Source organism: Bosea sp. RAC05, from assembly GCF_001713455.1.
Taxonomy (GTDB): domain Bacteria; phylum Pseudomonadota; class Alphaproteobacteria; order Rhizobiales; family Beijerinckiaceae; genus Allobosea.
In genome coordinates this window covers 4,138,194-4,153,675 of record NZ_CP016464.1, presented here as the reverse complement: position 1 = coordinate 4,153,675, position 15,482 = coordinate 4,138,194, and the positions used below count along the sequence as shown (strand labels likewise).

The 15,482-nt window shown below is 68.4% G+C and carries 14 protein-coding genes; all 14 read left to right on the top strand.

From position 1 onward, the window contains the following. The first annotated feature begins 15 nt into the window (after positions 1 to 15). The 14 genes from BSY19_RS23175 to BSY19_RS23110 all read left to right on the top strand — a co-directional run bounded on the left by BSY19_RS23175 (position 16) and on the right by BSY19_RS23110 (position 15,454). A complete protein-coding gene (locus BSY19_RS23175; protein ID WP_069056220.1) occupies positions 16 to 1,515 on the top strand; it encodes a M81 family metallopeptidase in 1,500 nt (499 codons plus the stop codon). A 31-nt stretch (positions 1,516 to 1,546) separates the two neighbouring features. Then, positions 1,547 to 2,707, top strand: coding sequence for a M20 aminoacylase family protein (locus tag BSY19_RS23170; RefSeq protein WP_069056219.1), 1,161 nt, complete (start codon positions 1,547 to 1,549; stop codon positions 2,705 to 2,707). An 11-nt stretch (positions 2,708 to 2,718) separates the two neighbouring features. Further along, positions 2,719 to 3,855, top strand: coding sequence for a M20/M25/M40 family metallo-hydrolase (locus tag BSY19_RS23165; protein ID WP_069056218.1), 1,137 nt, complete (start codon positions 2,719 to 2,721; stop codon positions 3,853 to 3,855). Positions 3,856 to 3,946: 91 nt separating this feature from the next. Further along, a complete protein-coding gene (locus BSY19_RS23160; RefSeq protein WP_069056217.1) occupies positions 3,947 to 5,512 on the top strand; it encodes an ABC transporter substrate-binding protein in 1,566 nt (521 codons plus the stop codon). 33 nt (positions 5,513 to 5,545) lie between these two features. Further along, positions 5,546 to 6,487 (top strand): ABC transporter permease, encoded by a 942-nt coding sequence (locus BSY19_RS23155; protein ID WP_069056216.1) that lies wholly within the window; start codon positions 5,546 to 5,548, stop codon positions 6,485 to 6,487. Next, positions 6,484 to 7,410 (top strand): ABC transporter permease, encoded by a 927-nt coding sequence (locus tag BSY19_RS23150; protein WP_069056215.1) that lies wholly within the window; start codon positions 6,484 to 6,486, stop codon positions 7,408 to 7,410. Before BSY19_RS23155 ends, BSY19_RS23150 begins: the two co-directional genes overlap by 4 nt. Beyond that, complete coding sequence (locus BSY19_RS23145; protein ID WP_069056214.1) at positions 7,407 to 9,047, top strand: ABC transporter ATP-binding protein; 1,641 nt, start codon at positions 7,407 to 7,409, stop codon at positions 9,045 to 9,047. Before BSY19_RS23150 ends, BSY19_RS23145 begins: the two co-directional genes overlap by 4 nt. 42 nt (positions 9,048 to 9,089) lie before the next feature. Further along, positions 9,090 to 9,872 carry an enoyl-CoA hydratase/isomerase family protein gene (locus tag BSY19_RS23140; protein WP_069056213.1) on the top strand — a complete coding sequence of 261 codons (783 nt, stop codon included), beginning with the start codon at positions 9,090 to 9,092 and terminating at the stop codon, positions 9,870 to 9,872. Between the two features lie 94 nt (positions 9,873 to 9,966). Continuing rightward, the gene (gene rfbB / locus BSY19_RS23135) at positions 9,967 to 11,043 is read left to right on the top strand and encodes a dTDP-glucose 4,6-dehydratase (protein WP_069056212.1); all 1,077 of its coding nucleotides are present in this window, start codon (positions 9,967 to 9,969) and stop codon (positions 11,041 to 11,043) included. 2 nt (positions 11,044 to 11,045) lie between these two features. Beyond that, positions 11,046 to 11,603 (top strand): dTDP-4-dehydrorhamnose 3,5-epimerase, encoded by a 558-nt coding sequence (rfbC, locus tag BSY19_RS23130; RefSeq protein ID WP_069056211.1) that lies wholly within the window; start codon positions 11,046 to 11,048, stop codon positions 11,601 to 11,603. Then, positions 11,600 to 12,505: a dTDP-4-dehydrorhamnose reductase gene (gene rfbD / locus BSY19_RS23125; protein WP_069056210.1), complete on the top strand. Its 906-nt coding sequence runs from the start codon at positions 11,600 to 11,602 to the stop codon at positions 12,503 to 12,505. Before rfbC ends, rfbD begins: the two co-directional genes overlap by 4 nt. Next, entirely contained in the window at positions 12,502 to 13,398 is an 897-nt protein-coding gene (rfbA, locus tag BSY19_RS23120; RefSeq protein ID WP_069056209.1) for a glucose-1-phosphate thymidylyltransferase RfbA, read from the top strand. Before rfbD ends, rfbA begins: the two co-directional genes overlap by 4 nt. 62 nt (positions 13,399 to 13,460) lie before the next feature. Continuing rightward, positions 13,461 to 13,796, top strand: coding sequence for a hypothetical protein (locus BSY19_RS23115; RefSeq protein ID WP_069056208.1), 336 nt, complete (start codon positions 13,461 to 13,463; stop codon positions 13,794 to 13,796). Positions 13,797 to 14,041: 245 nt separating this feature from the next. Continuing rightward, a complete protein-coding gene (locus tag BSY19_RS23110; protein WP_069056207.1) occupies positions 14,042 to 15,454 on the top strand; it encodes a mannose-1-phosphate guanylyltransferase/mannose-6-phosphate isomerase in 1,413 nt (470 codons plus the stop codon). The last annotated feature ends 28 nt before the right edge of the window (positions 15,455 to 15,482 follow it).

Below are 15,482 nucleotides of genomic sequence, written 5' to 3'. Positions count from 1 at the left end.
CGGAGTCCCCCGCCCATGTCGCCTCGCATCGCCTTCGGCGGGTTCCTGCACGAGACCAACACCTTCGCACCGAGCAAGGCGGGCCTCGACGCCTTCGTCCAGGGTGGCGGCTGGCCGTCGCTGGCGCGGGGCGGGGCCGTGTACGAGGCGGTGCGCAACGTCAATGTCGGCGCGTCGGGCTTCGTCGAGACGGCGCGCGGGCTGGGCTGGGAGATGGTGCCGACGCTGTGGTGCGCCGCCAGCCCCTCCGCCCATGTCACGGCGGAGGCCTTTGAGACGCTGCTGAACGAGCTGGTGGAGGCCATCACTGCGGCGCTGCCGCTGGACGGGGTCTATCTCGATCTGCACGGCGCCATGGTCGCGGAAGGCTTTCCCGACGGGGAGGGCGAGACGCTGCGGCGGGTGCGGGCCGCCATCGGCCCGGACGTGCCGCTCGTCGCCAGCCTCGACCTGCACGGCAACGTCACGCAGCTGATGGTCGACAGCGCCGATGCGCTCGTCGCCTACCGGACCTACCCCCATGTCGACATGGCGCTGACGGGCAGCCGCGCGACGACCTATCTCGCGCGGCTGATCGGCACGGCGAAGCGTGACGCGAAGGCCTTCCGGCAGATTCCCTACCTCATCCCGATCGCCTGGCAGGCCACCGCGATGGAGCCGTGCGCGATGATCTATGCCGAGCTCGCGGCGCTGGAGGGCGAGAGCGTGCCGACGCTCTCCTTCCTGCCGGGCTTTCCGGCCGCCGATTTCGCCGATTGCGGGCCGACCGTCGTCGCCTATGGCGCGACGCAAGGAGACGCTGACCGGGCGGCCAACGCTGTAACGGCGCGCGTGATGGCGAGCGAGGCGGCCTTCAACGGCAAGGTCTTCGCACCGGACGAGGGCGTGCTGGCTGCGATGGCGCTGGCGCAAGGGGCGACAAAGCCGATCGTCATCTCCGACACGCAGGACAATCCGGGTGCGGGCGGCGATTCGGACACGATGGGCATGGCGCGCGCGCTCGTCCGCAACGGCGCGCAGCGGGCGGCGATCGGGCTGATCGTCGATCCCGAGGCGGCGCGCCAAGCGCATGAGGCGGGTGTCGGTGCGACGATCCGGGCTGCGCTCGGGGCCAAATCCGGGATTCCCGGCGATGTCCCGCTCGAAGGCGAGTTCGTCGTCGAGCAGCTGTCGGACGGGCGCTTCGTGGCGCCCGGCCCGTTCTTCGGAGGATCGCGGATGAATCTCGGTCCCTGCGCCGCGCTTCGGATCGGCGGGGTCCGCATCGTCGTCGCCTCGCGCAAGGCGCAGATGGCCGACCAGGCGATGTACCGGCAGGTCGGCATCGAGCCGACCGAGCAGGCGATCCTCGTCAACAAGAGTTCGGTGCATTTCCGCGCCGATTTCGAGCCGATCGCGCATTCGATTCTGGTCTGTGCTGCGCCCGGCCCGATGCCGGTCGATCCTTCCGTTCTGCCCTGGAAGCATCTGCGCCCGGGCCTGCGCACCGCGCCGCTCGGCCCTGTCTTCGGCTGATCGCCCCCCAACCGTCCCGGAGTTGCTTGCCATGCCTGCCCTGACCGCGATCGAGGCCTTCACGGACGAGCTCGTCGCCATCCGCCGCGATCTCCACGCCCATCCCGAGATCGGCTTCGAGGAGGTCCGGACGTCGGGCATTGTCGCTGAGAAGCTGGCGGCCTGGGGCATCGAGGTGCATCGCGGCATCGGCGGCACCGGCGTGGTCGGTATCCTCGAAGGCACGGGCGGGCCGGGCCGGCGCATCGGCCTGCGCGCCGACATGGACGCCCTGCCGATGGACGAGATCACCAACCTGCCCTGGCGCTCGACCATTCCGGGCCGGATGCATGCCTGCGGCCATGACGGCCACACCACGATGCTGCTGGGGGCGGCGCGCTATCTCGCCGAGAATCGTGGATTTGCGGGCACCGCCATCTTCGTGTTCCAGCCGGCGGAGGAGGGGCTCGGCGGGGCCCGGGCCATGCTCGCCGACAACCTGTTCGAGCGCTTTCCCTGCGACGAGATCTACGGCATCCACAACGCCCCCAATCTCGACCCCGGCCAGATCGCGGTCTTCCCCGGTCCGGCGATGGCGGGCGCGGATTTCTTCGACATCAAGATCACCGGCAAGGGCAGCCATGGCGCCATGCCCCATGTCGGGCGCGACCCGGTCATCGTCGCGATCTCGCTGGCGGCGGCGCTGCAGACGATCGTCAGCCGCAACGCCGATCCGCGCGAGGCGGCGGTGCTGTCGATCACGCAGATCCATGCCGGCTCGGCCTATAACGTGATCCCGGAGGAGGCGGTGCTGGCCGGCACGGTGCGAACCTTCTCGCCCGAGATCGCCAAGCTGATCCGCGAGCGCATGCGCGAGATCTGCGCCGGAATGGCGCTGACCTTCGGCGTGCAGATCGACATCGACATCCGCGGCATCTTCGACGTGCTGGTGAACCACCCCGAGCAGGCGGTCGCGACGGCGGCTGTCGCCACCGAGATCGTCGGCGCGGGCAACGTCCTGACCGAGCCGAAGCCGGTGATGGGCAGCGAGGATTTCGCCGACATGCTGCGCATGGTGCCGGGCGCCTATGCCTGGGTGGGACACGCCGGCAGCGTGCCGGTCCACAACCCGGCCTTCGTGCTCGATGACGGCATCCTGCCGATCGGGGCGAGCCTGCTGGCGCGCCTCGTCGAAACGCGCAGCAAAGCCTGAGAGCGCCCCGCATGAACCCCGCCGATCTGCCCCTCGATCTCGACAGCCTGCTCGCGGGCCTGCGGCCCTGGATCGAATGCGAGAGCCCGACCTTCGACGTCGCGGCCGTGAACCGGATGATGGATTTCGCGGCGAGCGAACTCGTCGCGGCGGGGGCGAGCGTCACGCGCTTTCCCGGCCCGCCCGGGCTCGGCGACTGCGTGCGCGGCGACTTCCCGCATCCGCTGCAGGGCGAACCCGGCATCCTGATGATGTCGCATCTCGACACGGTGCATCCGGTCGGCACGCTGAAGACGCTGCCCTTCCGGCGCGACGGCTGGCGCTGCTACGGGCCGGGCATCCTCGACATGAAGGGCGGCGCCTATGCCGGGTTGCAGGCGATCATCGCGCTGGCCAAGGCGGGGATCGAGACGCCGCTGCCGGTCAGCGTGCTCTTCACCAGCGACGAGGAGATCGGCAGCCCCGGCACGCGCGAGCTGATCCTCGAGCAGGCGCGCCGGCACCGCTTCATCCTGGTTCCCGAGCCGGGGCGGCCGGGCAACGGCGTCGTCACCGGGCGCTATGCGATCGCACGCTTCAACCTGCTGGCCGAGGGGCGGCCGAGCCATGCCGGCTCCCAGCTCAAGAACGGCCGCTCCGCGATCAGCATGATGGCGCAGCAGCTGCTCGCGATCGAGGCGATGACGGATGACGACTGCACCTTCAGCGTCGGCGTGATCCAGGGCGGGCAATGGGTCAATTGCGTGCCGACGACCTGCCGGGCGGAGGCGCTCAGCATGGCGAAGCGGCAGGCGGATCTCGACCGCGGGGTGGAGCGGATGCTGGCGCTCGGCGCGCAGAACGCCGACGGCACGCGCTTCATGGTCACGCGCGGCGTCACACGCCCGGTCTGGGAGCCCAGCGAGGCGACGCTGAAGCTGTTCGGGCTCGCCCGCGAGGTGGCGCAGGAGCTGGGCTGGAGCCTCGGGCACGACTCGGCCGGCGGCGGCTCGGACGCCAATTTCACCGGGGCCGAGGGCCTGGCCTCGCTGGACGGGCTCGGTCTGCTCGGAGCCGGCTATCACACGCTGGAGGAGCATATCGAGGTGGGCAGCCTGCTGCAGCGGACGCGCCTGATGGCCGGGCTGCTGGCGCGGTTGACCGCGTGAGGATGCCGGGCGAGCATGCGCCGCCCGGTGGCACAGGGCCTGCATAGATCGCGATGCGCCGAACGCGCACGACAGTCGGAGGGAGAGCACCATGGCAGGGCATTTGAAGACTTTGGTGGCCGCCTGCGCGATCATCGCCGGCACGTCGCTGGCGCAGGCGCAGACCCTGAAGATCGTGATGCATTCGGACGTGAAGATCGTCGATCCGATCTGGACCACGGCCTATATCGTCCGCAACCACGGCTACATGATCTACGACACGCTGTTCTCGATGGACGAGGCCGGCGCGATCAAGCCGCAGATGGTCGAGACCTTCACCGAGTCGCCGGACAAGCTGACCTATACCTTCAAGCTGCGCGACGGGCTGCTCTGGCATGACGGCAAGCCCGTCACCTCCGAGGACTGCATCGCCTCGATCCGGCGCTGGTCGGCCAAGGACCCGGTCGGCCAGAAGCTGATGACCTTCGTCGACACGATCACCGCCGACGACGCCAAGAGCTTCACGGTGAAGCTGAAGTCCCCGACGGGCCTGTTGATCTTCGGCCTCGGCAAGCCGTCGTCGAACGTCCCCTTCATGATGCCCGAGCGCGTCGCGAAGACCGACCCCAACACGCAGATCTCGGAGTTCATCGGGTCTGGCCCGTTCGTGCTGAAGGCCGATGAATGGAAGCCGGGCGACAAGATCGTCTACACGAAGTTCAAGGACTACAAGCCGCGCGCGGAGCCGGCGTCGGGGCTGGCCGGGGGCAAGGTCGCGAAGGTGGACCGGATCGAGTGGCTCGCGGTGTCCGACCAGCAGCAGGCGGTCAACGCGCTGCTCGCCGGCGAGATCGACATGGTCGAGCAGCCGGCCTTCGACCTGATCCCGCTGCTGGCGGGCGACAAGAACATCAAGTTGTGGAACTACAACCCGCTCGGCCTGCAGTACACGATGCGCTTCAACCACACCCAGCCGCCCTTCAACAATCCGAAGGTGCGCCAGGCGGTGACCTATGCGCTGAACCAGAAGGACTTCCTCGAGGCGACGGTCGGCAACCCCGACTACTACCAGCCCTGCAAGGCCATGTTCGTCTGCGGCACCCCGCTCGCCTCCGAGAAGGGGATGGAGGGGCTGCTGGAATCGAACTTCAGGAAGTCGCAGGAGCTGCTGAAGGAGGCCGGCTATGACGGCAAGCCGATCGTGCTGCTGCACTCCACCGACCTGCAGTCGCTGACCAATCTCGGGCCGGTCGCCAAGCAGCTGCTCGAGAAGGGCGGCTTCAAGGTCGATATGCAGTCCTCGGACTGGCAGACCGTGGTGTCGCGCCGCGTCCGCAAGGACCCGATCGACAAGGGCGGCTGGAACGTGATGCAGACCTCCTGGGTCTCGGCCGACATCCTCAACCCGGTGATGGCGGGCTTCTTCAATGCGAGCTGCGACAAGGCGGCCTTCGGCTGGCCCTGCGACGAGCAGATGGAGAAGCTGCGCGACGATTTCGCCCGCGAGCCCGATCCGGCGAAGCAGAAGGCGATCGCGGAAGCGGTCCAGATGCGCTGGCGCGAGGTCGTCACCCATGTCCATCTCGGCCAGTACAATGTGCCGATCGCGGCGCGGAAGAGCCTCACCGGCATCCTGACCGCGCCGGCGCCGGTGTTCTGGAACGTCGAGAAGAAGTGAGGTGGCGACGCTGACCCTGCGGATCCGGCGCTGATGCTCGGCTACATCCTGCGGCGCCTGCTGGCGACGATCCCCGTGCTGGTGATCGTCGCGGTCCTGGTCTTCCTGATGCTGCGCCTGACGCCGGGCGACCCGGCGGCGGTGATCGCTGGCGACAACGCGACGACCGAGCAGATCGCGCTGATCCGCAACCGCCTCGGCCTCGACCAGCCGATCCTGACCCAGTTCCTGATCTGGGTCGGCAACCTGATGCGGGGCGACCTCGGCGAGAGCTTCTTCTTCAAGAAGCCGATCGGCGAGCTGATCATCGGCCGCATCGAGCCGACGCTGTCGCTCGCCTTCGCGACGATGCTGATCGCGATCAGCGTCGCGATCCCGCTGGGTGTGCTCGCGGCCTACAAGCACGGCTCCTGGATCGACCGGATCGTGATGGGCTTCTCGGTGCTGGGTTTCTCGGTCCCGGTCTTCGTGATCGGCTATGCGCTGATCTACGTCTTCGCGATCACACTGGGCTGGTTCCCGGTCCAGGGCTACCAGCCGCTTTCGGGCGGGCTCAGTGGCTTCCTGCAGCGGCTGGTGCTGCCGGCGGTCACGCTGTCGGTGATCTACATCGCGCTGATCGCGCGGATGACGCGGGCGAGCGTGCTCGAGGTGCTGAACGAGGACTATATCCGCACGGCCCGCGCCAAGGGGCAGGTCGAGCGCAAGATCCTGTTCCGCCACGCGCTCAAGAACGCGGCGGTGCCGATCGTCACCGTCATCGGCATCGGCATCGCGCTGCTGATCGGCGGGGTGGTGGTGACCGAGAGCGTCTATTCGATCCCCGGTCTCGGCCGGCTGACGGTCGATGCGGTCCTGGCCCGAGACTATCCCACCATCCAGGCGGTGATCCTCCTGTTCTCGGGCGTCTATGTCGGCATCAACCTGCTGATCGACCTCGCCTACAGCCTGTTCGACCCGAGGATCCGCTATTGAGTACCGAGCCGACCCTCCTCGCTCCGGCCGTGGCCGAGCCGGTCACGCCGGCCCGCACCATGATGAAGCGGCTCGTGCGCAACCCGGTCGTCGCCATCGGCGGCACGGTCCTGCTGCTGATGACCATGATCGGCCTGTTCGCGCCGTGGCTGGGCACGCTCGACCCGACCGCGATCAACCCGAGCACGCGCAACCGCCTGCCCGGTTTCGAGCGGACGATCCGCGCCGATGACGGCACCGCGACCGTGTTCAAGCACCGGATGGGGACCGATTCGCTGGGCCGGGACGTCTACAGCCGCGTCGTCTATGGGGCGCGCGTCTCGCTGCTGATCGCGGTGTCCGTCGCCTCGATCGCGATCGCCATCGGGCTCGTGATCGGGCTGGTGGCCGGCTATGTGCGCCCGCTCGACGGCATCATCATGCGCTTCATGGACGGGCTGATGGCGATACCCGGCATCCTGCTCGCCATCGCGGTCGTCTCGCTGTTCCGCAGCGGCCTGGTGTCGGTGATCGTGGCGATCATCGTGCCGGAGATCCCGCGCGTGGTGCGGGTCGTGCGCTCGATCGTGCTGTCGGTCCGCGAGGAGCCTTATGTCGAGGCCGCGATCATGGCCGGGACGCGGCTGCCCAAGCTGATGGTCCGGCACATCCTGCCCAACACCATTGCGCCGCTGATCGTGCAGGGCACCTTCATCGCGGCTTCGGCGATCCTGGTCGAGGCGATCCTGTCCTTCCTCGGCATCGGCATCCCCCCGGAGATCCCGACCTGGGGCAACATCATGGCCGAGGGGCGCAACCTCTTCCGCGTCTTCCCGCACAACATCCTCTATCCGGGCATCTTCCTCGCCCTGACGGTGCTGGCGGTCAACATGCTGGGCGACGGCCTGCGCGACACCCTCGATCCCAAGATGGCCGGCCGATGAGCGAGGGACAGACACCCGTCCTGGAGATCGCGGGACTGAGCATCGCTTTGCCCGGCGGTGGCGACCGGGCCTTCGCGGTCGAGGACGTCTCGCTGAGCGTCGATGCCGGCGAGATCGTCTGCGTCGTCGGGGAATCGGGCTCGGGCAAATCCGTCACCGCCTTCTCGGTGATGGGGCTGCTCGCCAAGGCGCTGAAGCCGGTGGCGGGTGCGATCCGCCTGGAAGGCGAGGATGTGCTGGCGGCGACGCCGCAGCGGCTGCGGGCGCTGCGCGGCGACCGCATGGCGATGATCTTCCAGGAGCCGATGACGGCGCTGAATCCCGTGCTGACGATCGGCGACCAGATCGAGGAGGTGCTGCGCATCCACACCTCTCTCGGCCCCGCCGAGCGGCGCGCGCAGGTGCTCGCCATGCTGGAATCGATGCGCCTGCCCGAACCGGAGCGGATGCACGCCTCCTATCCGCACCAGATCTCCGGCGGGCAGCGCCAGCGCGTGATGATCGCCGCCGCGCTGATCCTCGATCCCGCTTTGCTGATCGCCGACGAGCCGACGACGGCGCTCGACGTCACGACGCAGGCGCAGATCCTGAAGCTGATCAAGGACATGCAGAGCCGCCGCGGCACGGGCGTGCTGTTCATCACCCATGATTTCGGTGTGGTCGCCGAGATCGCCGACCGGGTCGTGGTGATGGAGAAGGGGCGGGTCGTCGAGCAGGGGCCCGCCGCCGATATCCTGACCCGGCCGCAGCATCCCTACACGCAGATGCTGATCGGGGCGGTGCCGAGCCTGAAGCCGGCGCAGCGCAAGCCGGTGCTCGGGCCGCTGGCGCTGGAGACGGTGGGGCTCGGCAAGACCTACAGCTCCAAGGCGCTGTTCCGGAAGGAGCGGGTCGTGCATGCGGCGAAGGATGTCGCGATCCGGGTCCGGCGCGGCGAGACGGTCGGAATCGTCGGCGAGTCCGGCTCCGGCAAGACCACGGTGGCGCGCTGCATCGCGCGGCTGATGCCGCCCAGCGTCGGCTCCATCCTGGTGCCCGACATCGACATCGCGCCACTGCCCGAGCGGCGGCTGCGATCCTATCGCCGCAAGATCCAGGTCGTGTTCCAGGATCCGTTCCGGTCGCTCAACCCGCGCCGGACGGTCGGCGCCTCGATCATTGAGGGGCCGATGAATTTCGGCCTGAGCGAACCGGACGCGCTGCAGCGCGCCCGCGACCTGATGGGTCTGGTCGGTCTGCAGCCGAATGCGCTCGAGCGCTATCCGCACCAGTTCTCCGGAGGTCAGCGCCAGCGCATCGCGATCGCCCGAGCGCTGGCGATGGAACCGGAGATCCTGATCGCGGACGAGGCGGTCTCGGCGCTCGACGTCTCCGTCCAGAAGCAGGTGCTGGCCCTTCTGGCCGACGTCCAGGAGCGCTTCAACCTGGCGATCCTGTTCATCACCCACGACCTGCGGGTCGCGGCCCAGATCTGCGACCGGATCGTGGTGATGGAGAAGGGGGTGATCGTCGAGCAGGGCGCGACCTCGCAGGTGTTCTCCGCGCCGGCCCATGCCTATACGCGGGCCCTGATCGAGGCGGCGCCGGGGCGTGACTTCGCGACGGGGGCTACCGCCGTTGACGCGGTGGAGGCCTGACCGGATAGTCCCGCTCCCCCGGCTGCCGATGGAAGCGAGCGCATGGACGACGAGATTCTCTACGCGGTGGACGACGGGATCGGCACGATCACGCTGAACCGCCCGCAGGCGCGCAATGCTCTGACCTTTGCGATGTATGAGCGGGTGGCGGCGATCTGCGCCGATCCGGCGGCGTATGGGGCCCCCAGGGTGCTGATCATCACCGGGGCCGGCGACCGCGCCTTCGCCGCCGGTACGGACATCGCGCAGTTTCGCAGCTTCGCCTCGCCGCAGGATGCGCTGGACTATGAAGACAAGATCGAGCGCGTGCTCGCCGCGATCGAGTGCTGCCCGATCCCGCTCGTCGCGGCGATCGCCGGGGCGGTGACGGGCGGCGGCGCCAGCATCGCCTGCGCCTGTGACATCCGCATCGCGACGGCGTCTGCGCGCTTCGGCTTTCCGATCGCGCGGACGCTGGGCAACTGCCTGTCGATGGCCAATTACGCCCGGCTCGCGGCCCTGCTCGGACCGGCCCGCGTCAAGGACATCGTCTTCACGGCACGGCTGATCGAAGCGGAGGAGGGCCAGCGCATCGGTCTCTACAGCGAGATTCTCGCCGATCATGCGGCGCTGATGAGCCGGGCCCGCGAACTGGCCGAGACCATCGCCGGCCATGCGCCGCTGACGATGCGGGCCACGAAGGAGGCGCTGCGCCGCATCGTCAACGCGTCGGTGCCCGCCGAGGGCGGCGAGGACCTCGTGGTGATGTGCTATGACAGCGCCGATTTCCGCGAAGGCATGGAGGCCTTTCTCGGCAAGCGGCCGCCGCAATGGCAGGGCCGCTGAGCCGAGGCGGGCCGGGCCACGGGGTTTACGCTGAGCGCCCGCGCGCCCTATATGCGCGCGTCCAACGGGAGCGAGAACGGTATTGCCGGCGTCTTTGCGGTTTCTGGTTACCGGCGGTGCGGGGTTCATCGGCTCGGCCGTCACACGCAGGCTGATCGCCGAAACCGGCCACAGCGTCTGCGTCGTCGACAAGCTGACCTATGCCGGCAATCTCGCCTCGCTGGCGCCGGTCGCCGCCGATCCGCGCTTCCGCTTCGAGAAGGCGGACATCGCTGATGGCGAGCGAATGCGGGCGATCTTCGCCGAGGTCGATCCCGACATCGTGCTGCATCTGGCGGCCGAGAGCCATGTCGACCGCTCAATCGACGGACCATCTGCCTTCATCGACACCAACATCGTCGGCAGCTTCGTGCTGCTGCAGGAGGCGCTGAGGCATTGGCGTGGCCTGGCCGGGGAGCGGCGGGCCCGCTTCCGGTTCCACCATGTCTCGACCGACGAGGTGTTCGGCTCGCTCGGGCCGGACGGCCTGTTCGACGAGGCGACGGCCTATGCGCCGACCTCGCCCTATTCGGCCTCCAAGGCCGCATCCGACCATCTGGTGCGGGCCTGGCACCACACCTACGGCCTGCCGACGCTCATCACCAATTGCTCGAACAATTACGGGCCCTATCATTTCCCGGAGAAGCTGATCCCGCTGATGATCATCAACGGGATCGAGGGCAAACCCCTGCCGATCTACGGCAACGGGCTGAACGTTCGCGACTGGCTCTATGTCGAGGACCATGCCGAGGCGCTGCTTCTCGTCGCCGAGAGGGGCGAGCCCGGCGAGACCTATGCCATCGGCGGGCAGAACGAGCTGTCGAACCGAGATGTGGTGCGCGCCATCTGCACGCTGCTGGACGGGCTGCGGCCTGACCCGTCGGGGCCGCATGAACGACTGATCACCTATGTCGCGGACAGGCCCGGACATGATGCGCGCTACGCCATCGATGCGGGCAAGATCGGCCGCGAGCTCGGGTGGAGCCCGCGCCGCGACTTCGCCAGCGGCTTGCGCCTGACCGTGGAATGGTATCTGGCCCATCGGAACTGGTGGGGCGACATCCGCTCCGGCGTCTATCGCGGCGAGCGGCTGGGGACGGCCGCGGTGGCCGGCCTGCCGGGAGAACAGTGAGCATGCTGCTTGTCGAGCCGACCGCGCTGCCGGATGTGAAGATCATCCAGCCGAAGAGGTTCGGCGACCATCGCGGCTTCTTCTCCGAGACCTACAGCCGCTCGGCCTTCGCCGAGGCGGGCATCACGCTCGACTTCGTCCAGGACAATCATTCGCTCTCGGCAGCGGTCGGGACGCTGCGCGGCCTGCATTTCCAGGCGCCTCCCTTCGCCCAGGACAAGCTGGTGCGGGTGCCGCGCGGGCGCATCCTCGACGTCGCGGTCGACATCCGCGCCTCGTCGCCGGACTTCGGCAAGTTCGTCGCCGTCGAACTCTCGGCGGAGAACTGGTGGCAGCTGCTGGTGCCGGCGGGGTTCGCGCATGGCTTCGTCACGCTCGAGCCCGACACCGAGGTGCTCTACAAGGTCAGCGCTCCCTATGCGCCCGAGCATGACCGCGGCGTGGCCTTCGACGACCCGGCGATCGGGATTGACTGGGGTTTTGCGCCGGAGACACTGATCCTGTCCGACAAGGATCGCCGCCATCCCCGTCTGGCCGATCTGCCGCGGTATTTCGCGTGAGGGTCGTCGTTACCGGGCGCGAAGGTCAGGTCGCGCGGGCGCTCGCGGAGCGCGCGGGCGGCCAGGGCGTCGCTCTGCTCGCCGTCGGGCGGCCCGAACTCGATCTGGAGCACCCCGAGACGATCGCGCCGGCCCTGGCGGCCGCGCGCCCCGATGTCGTGGTCCATGCAGCCGCGTTCACCGCGGTGGACCGGGCGGAAGCGGAAGAGGCGCGGGCCTTCGCCGTCAATGCGGTCGGGGCCGGGGCGGTGGCGGCTGCGGCGCACGGGCTCGGCGTCCCGGTCATCCAGTTGTCGACCGACTATGTCTTCGACGGCTCGCTCGAGCGCCCCTATCGCGAGGACGATGCGACGGGGCCGATTTCGGCCTATGGACGCAGCAAGCTCGCCGGCGAGCAGGCCGTGGCGGCGGCCACGCCCGATCATGCGATCCTGCGGACCGCCTGGGTCTACAGCCCGTTCGGGACGAACTTCGTCCGGACCATGCTGAGGCTCGGCGCGGAGCGCGAGGAGGTTTCTGTCGTCTGCGACCAGACCGGCTGCCCGACCTCCGCACTCGACATTGCGGATGCGGTTTTGTCCGTGGCGCGGAACCTCGTCGGCTCGCCCGCCGATCGGGCTCTGCGCGGCGTCTTCCATATGGCGGCGCAGGGCGAGGCGAACTGGGCCGAACTGGCCGAGACCGTGTTCGCCGAGGCCGCGGCGACCGGGCGCCGCCCGGTCCGGGTGCGCCGCATCGCCACCGCCGACTATCCGACGCCGGCGCGTCGGCCGGCGAATTCGCGGCTGGACGGTGCGAAGCTCGCGGCCACTCACGGCATCAGACTCCTGCATTGGCGCGGGGCCGCCACCGCCTGCGTGACTAGGCTGCTCAAAGGCGGGGAAACGGGGCCGATTTCATGAAGGGCATTATTCTCGCCGGTGGCTCCGGCACGCGGCTGCACCCGATGACGCTGGCGGTCTCGAAGCAACTGCTTCCGGTCTATGACAAGCCGATGATCTATTATCCGCTGACGACGCTGATGCTGGCGGACATCCGCGAGATCCTGATCATCTCGACCCCGACGGATCTGCCGCATTTCCAGCGCCTGCTCGGCGACGGCGCGGAGTGGGGCCTGTCGCTGAGCTATGCCGAGCAGCCGCATCCGGGCGGGCTGGCGCAGGCTTATCTGATCGGAGCCGAGTTCGTGGCCGGCGGCCCGTCGGCGCTGATCCTCGGCGACAACCTGTTCTACGGGCACGGTTTGCCCGAGCTGATGAAGCGTGCGCGCCGACGCGAGGCGGGCGCGACGGTCTTCGCTTATCAGGTGCGGGATGCCGAGCGCTATGGCGTCGTCAGCTTCGACGCCGACGGGAAAGCGACCTCCATCGTGGAGAAGCCGAAGGTGCCGCGCTCGAACTGGGCGGTGACGGGCCTCTATTTCTATGACGCGCAGGTGGTCGAGATCGCCGCGTCGCTCGAGCCGTCGACTCGCGGAGAACTCGAGATCACCGATGTGAACCGCCTCTATCTCGAGCGCGACCAGCTGTCGGTCGAGCGCATGGGGCGCGGCTTCGCCTGGCTCGACACCGGGACGCCCGACAGCCTGCTGCAGGCCGGCGAGTTCGTCCGGACCCTCGAGGGCCGGCAGGACCTGCGCATCGCCTGCCCGGAGGAGATCGCCTGCCGGCGCGGCTGGATCGACATTGCCCAGCTGGAGGCCCTCGGGGCACGGCTCGCCAAGAGCGATTACGGCGGCTACCTCCTGCGGATGGCCGCTGAGATCGCCGCGACCCCGCGGCGATCGGACGGCTGAGGCCGTCGACCGGATCGCTCGCCCCCCAGCCGTCAATCGCCACTGCGTCCGGCGGATGCGAGATGGTTGGCCCCGATATTGCTGGGAATTTTGCCATGAGCCTGCAAGGGGAGTCGATCGTGACCGGCACGCCCGTATTGGGACAGTTCTCTGCCTGTGAATGCGGGGCCCCCTCGATCGTCATCCCCGCGATGGTTGCCGACGAGGCTCCGGTTTCCTGCGGGGGCTGTTCGCGCGTCATCGGGTCCTGGCTGGGCTACAAGGCCTTCGTCAGCCGGTCGATCGCGAGGGAGGCGCAGGGGATGCGGCAGCACGCGCTGGTCTGCGTCGACCCGATTTTGACGGCCGGCCTCGAAGAGGCTTGGCTTGGTTCGGCATCGGCTCCGGTGGCGGCATGACGCGGGGTGGCAAGCCGCGCCTGGCCCGCGCAGCCAAGACGTGAGGGCACGGCGAATGCGCAGGACAGGCCGACACCAAATGGTCAACTGCGCGGGCTAGCTCATTCTTAAGCTCCGCAATGCCGCGAGATGGATTCGGGCGTTCAAGCCATGTAGGACCGGTGGGGCACGCGCGCACGTGCCCGTAACGTGCGGCTCCCAAGCCTTATTTGCGTGCCCGCGAGAAACCGGGAGAAAGTGTCGAAATGACGTTGATCCTTCCTGTGATCATGGCAGGCGGGGCCGGAACGCGGCTGTGGCCCCTGTCCCGGGATTCGATGCCCAAGCAGTTCATCGCGCTGCTCGAGGACGACCTGTCGACGTTCCAGGCGACTCTGCTGCGCGTGAAGGGGGCTCCCTTCCTGCCGCCGATCGTGATCACCAACCATGAGTTCCGCTTCATCGTCGCCGAGCAGATGCAGGTGGTGGGGGTCGAGGGGCAGATCGTGCTCGAGCCGGAGCGACGTGATTCCGCTGCCGCCATCGCGGTCGGGGCCCTGCTCGCGAGCCGCGTCGCGCCCGATGCCGTGGCCGTCGCGCTGGCGGCCGACCATGTCGTCGAGAACGCCGCCGCTTTCCGGGCTGACGCGCTGGCAGCGGCGGAGTTCGCCGCGACCGGGCTGATCGTGACGCTCGGCATCGTGCCGACGGCGCCCTCTGTGGCCTATGGTTACATCGAGGCGGGCGAGGCTCTCGGCGACGCCCGGACAAAGCGGCTGAAGCGCTTCGTGGAGAAGCCCGATGCCGCGACGGCGCAGGGCTATCTTGACCAGGGCTTCCTGTGGAACAGCGGCAACTTCGTTTTCGCCGCCCCGACGATGATCGAGGAGCTGACCCGCTTTGCCCCCGATGTCATCGCGGCGGCGCGCGAGGCGCTCGACGGCGCGACCACCGACCTCGACTTCATCCGCCTCGATGGCCGCGCCTTCGGCCGGGCCCCGCGGATCTCGATCGACTATGCCGTCATGGAGAAGACGCAGCATGCGGGGGTGATCGCGGCCGGGTTCGACTGGTCGGACATCGGCGCCTGGGACTCGATCCATGAGGTGATGGACAAGGATGGCGACGGCAACGTGCTGCGCGGTCCTGTGGTCGCACTCGACACCACCAACTCGCTCCTGCGCAGCGACGAGATGCTGCTGACCACGATCGGGCTGACGGACATGGTGGTGGTCGCGACGCGCGACGCGGTGCTGGTGGCGTCCAAATCAGCGGCGCCGCATGTGAAGCGGCTGGTCGAGACGCTGAAGCAGCAAGGCCGCCCCGAGGCGACCGAACATCTGCGGATCTACCGCCCCTGGGGCTGGTACCAGCGGATCGACATCGGCTCCCGCTTCCAGGTGAAGCGCATCAATGTGAAGCCCGGTGCCAAGCTCAGCCTGCAGAAGCATTTCCACCGTTCGGAGCACTGGGTCGTGGTGCGCGGCACGGCGGAGGTGACGCTGGACGGCAGCGTCAGCCACATTCACGAGAACGAGTCGATCTATCTTCCGATCGGATGCGCGCATCGGCTGTGCAACCCCGGCAAGATCGAGCTCGAACTGATCGAGGTCCAGGTCGGCAGCTATACCGGCGAGGACGACATCATTCGGATCGAGGACATCTACGCAAGAGCGTAAACGGGTGACACCGGCGCCCGCGTGATGG

Excerpts from the sequence above, each read along its gene's own strand:
- rfbC (WP_069056211.1), top strand. The coding sequence starts at position 11,046 with ATGCTGCTTGTCGAGCCGACCGCGCTGCCGGATGTGAAGATCATCCAG.
- BSY19_RS23160 (WP_069056217.1), top strand. The coding sequence starts at position 3,947 with ATGGCAGGGCATTTGAAGACTTTGGTGGCCGCCTGCGCGATCATCGCC.
- BSY19_RS23115 (WP_069056208.1), top strand. The coding sequence starts at position 13,461 with ATGGTTGGCCCCGATATTGCTGGGAATTTTGCCATGAGCCTGCAAGGG.
- BSY19_RS23145 (WP_069056214.1), top strand. The coding sequence starts at position 7,407 with ATGAGCGAGGGACAGACACCCGTCCTGGAGATCGCGGGACTGAGCATC.
- BSY19_RS23175 (WP_069056220.1), top strand. The coding sequence starts at position 16 with ATGTCGCCTCGCATCGCCTTCGGCGGGTTCCTGCACGAGACCAACACC.
- BSY19_RS23140 (WP_069056213.1), top strand. The coding sequence starts at position 9,090 with ATGGACGACGAGATTCTCTACGCGGTGGACGACGGGATCGGCACGATC.
- BSY19_RS23170 (WP_069056219.1), top strand. The coding sequence starts at position 1,547 with ATGCCTGCCCTGACCGCGATCGAGGCCTTCACGGACGAGCTCGTCGCC.
- BSY19_RS23155 (WP_069056216.1), top strand. The coding sequence starts at position 5,546 with ATGCTCGGCTACATCCTGCGGCGCCTGCTGGCGACGATCCCCGTGCTG.
- BSY19_RS23110 (WP_069056207.1), top strand. The coding sequence starts at position 14,042 with ATGACGTTGATCCTTCCTGTGATCATGGCAGGCGGGGCCGGAACGCGG.
- BSY19_RS23165 (WP_069056218.1), top strand. The coding sequence starts at position 2,719 with ATGAACCCCGCCGATCTGCCCCTCGATCTCGACAGCCTGCTCGCGGGC.
- rfbA (WP_069056209.1), top strand. The coding sequence starts at position 12,502 with ATGAAGGGCATTATTCTCGCCGGTGGCTCCGGCACGCGGCTGCACCCG.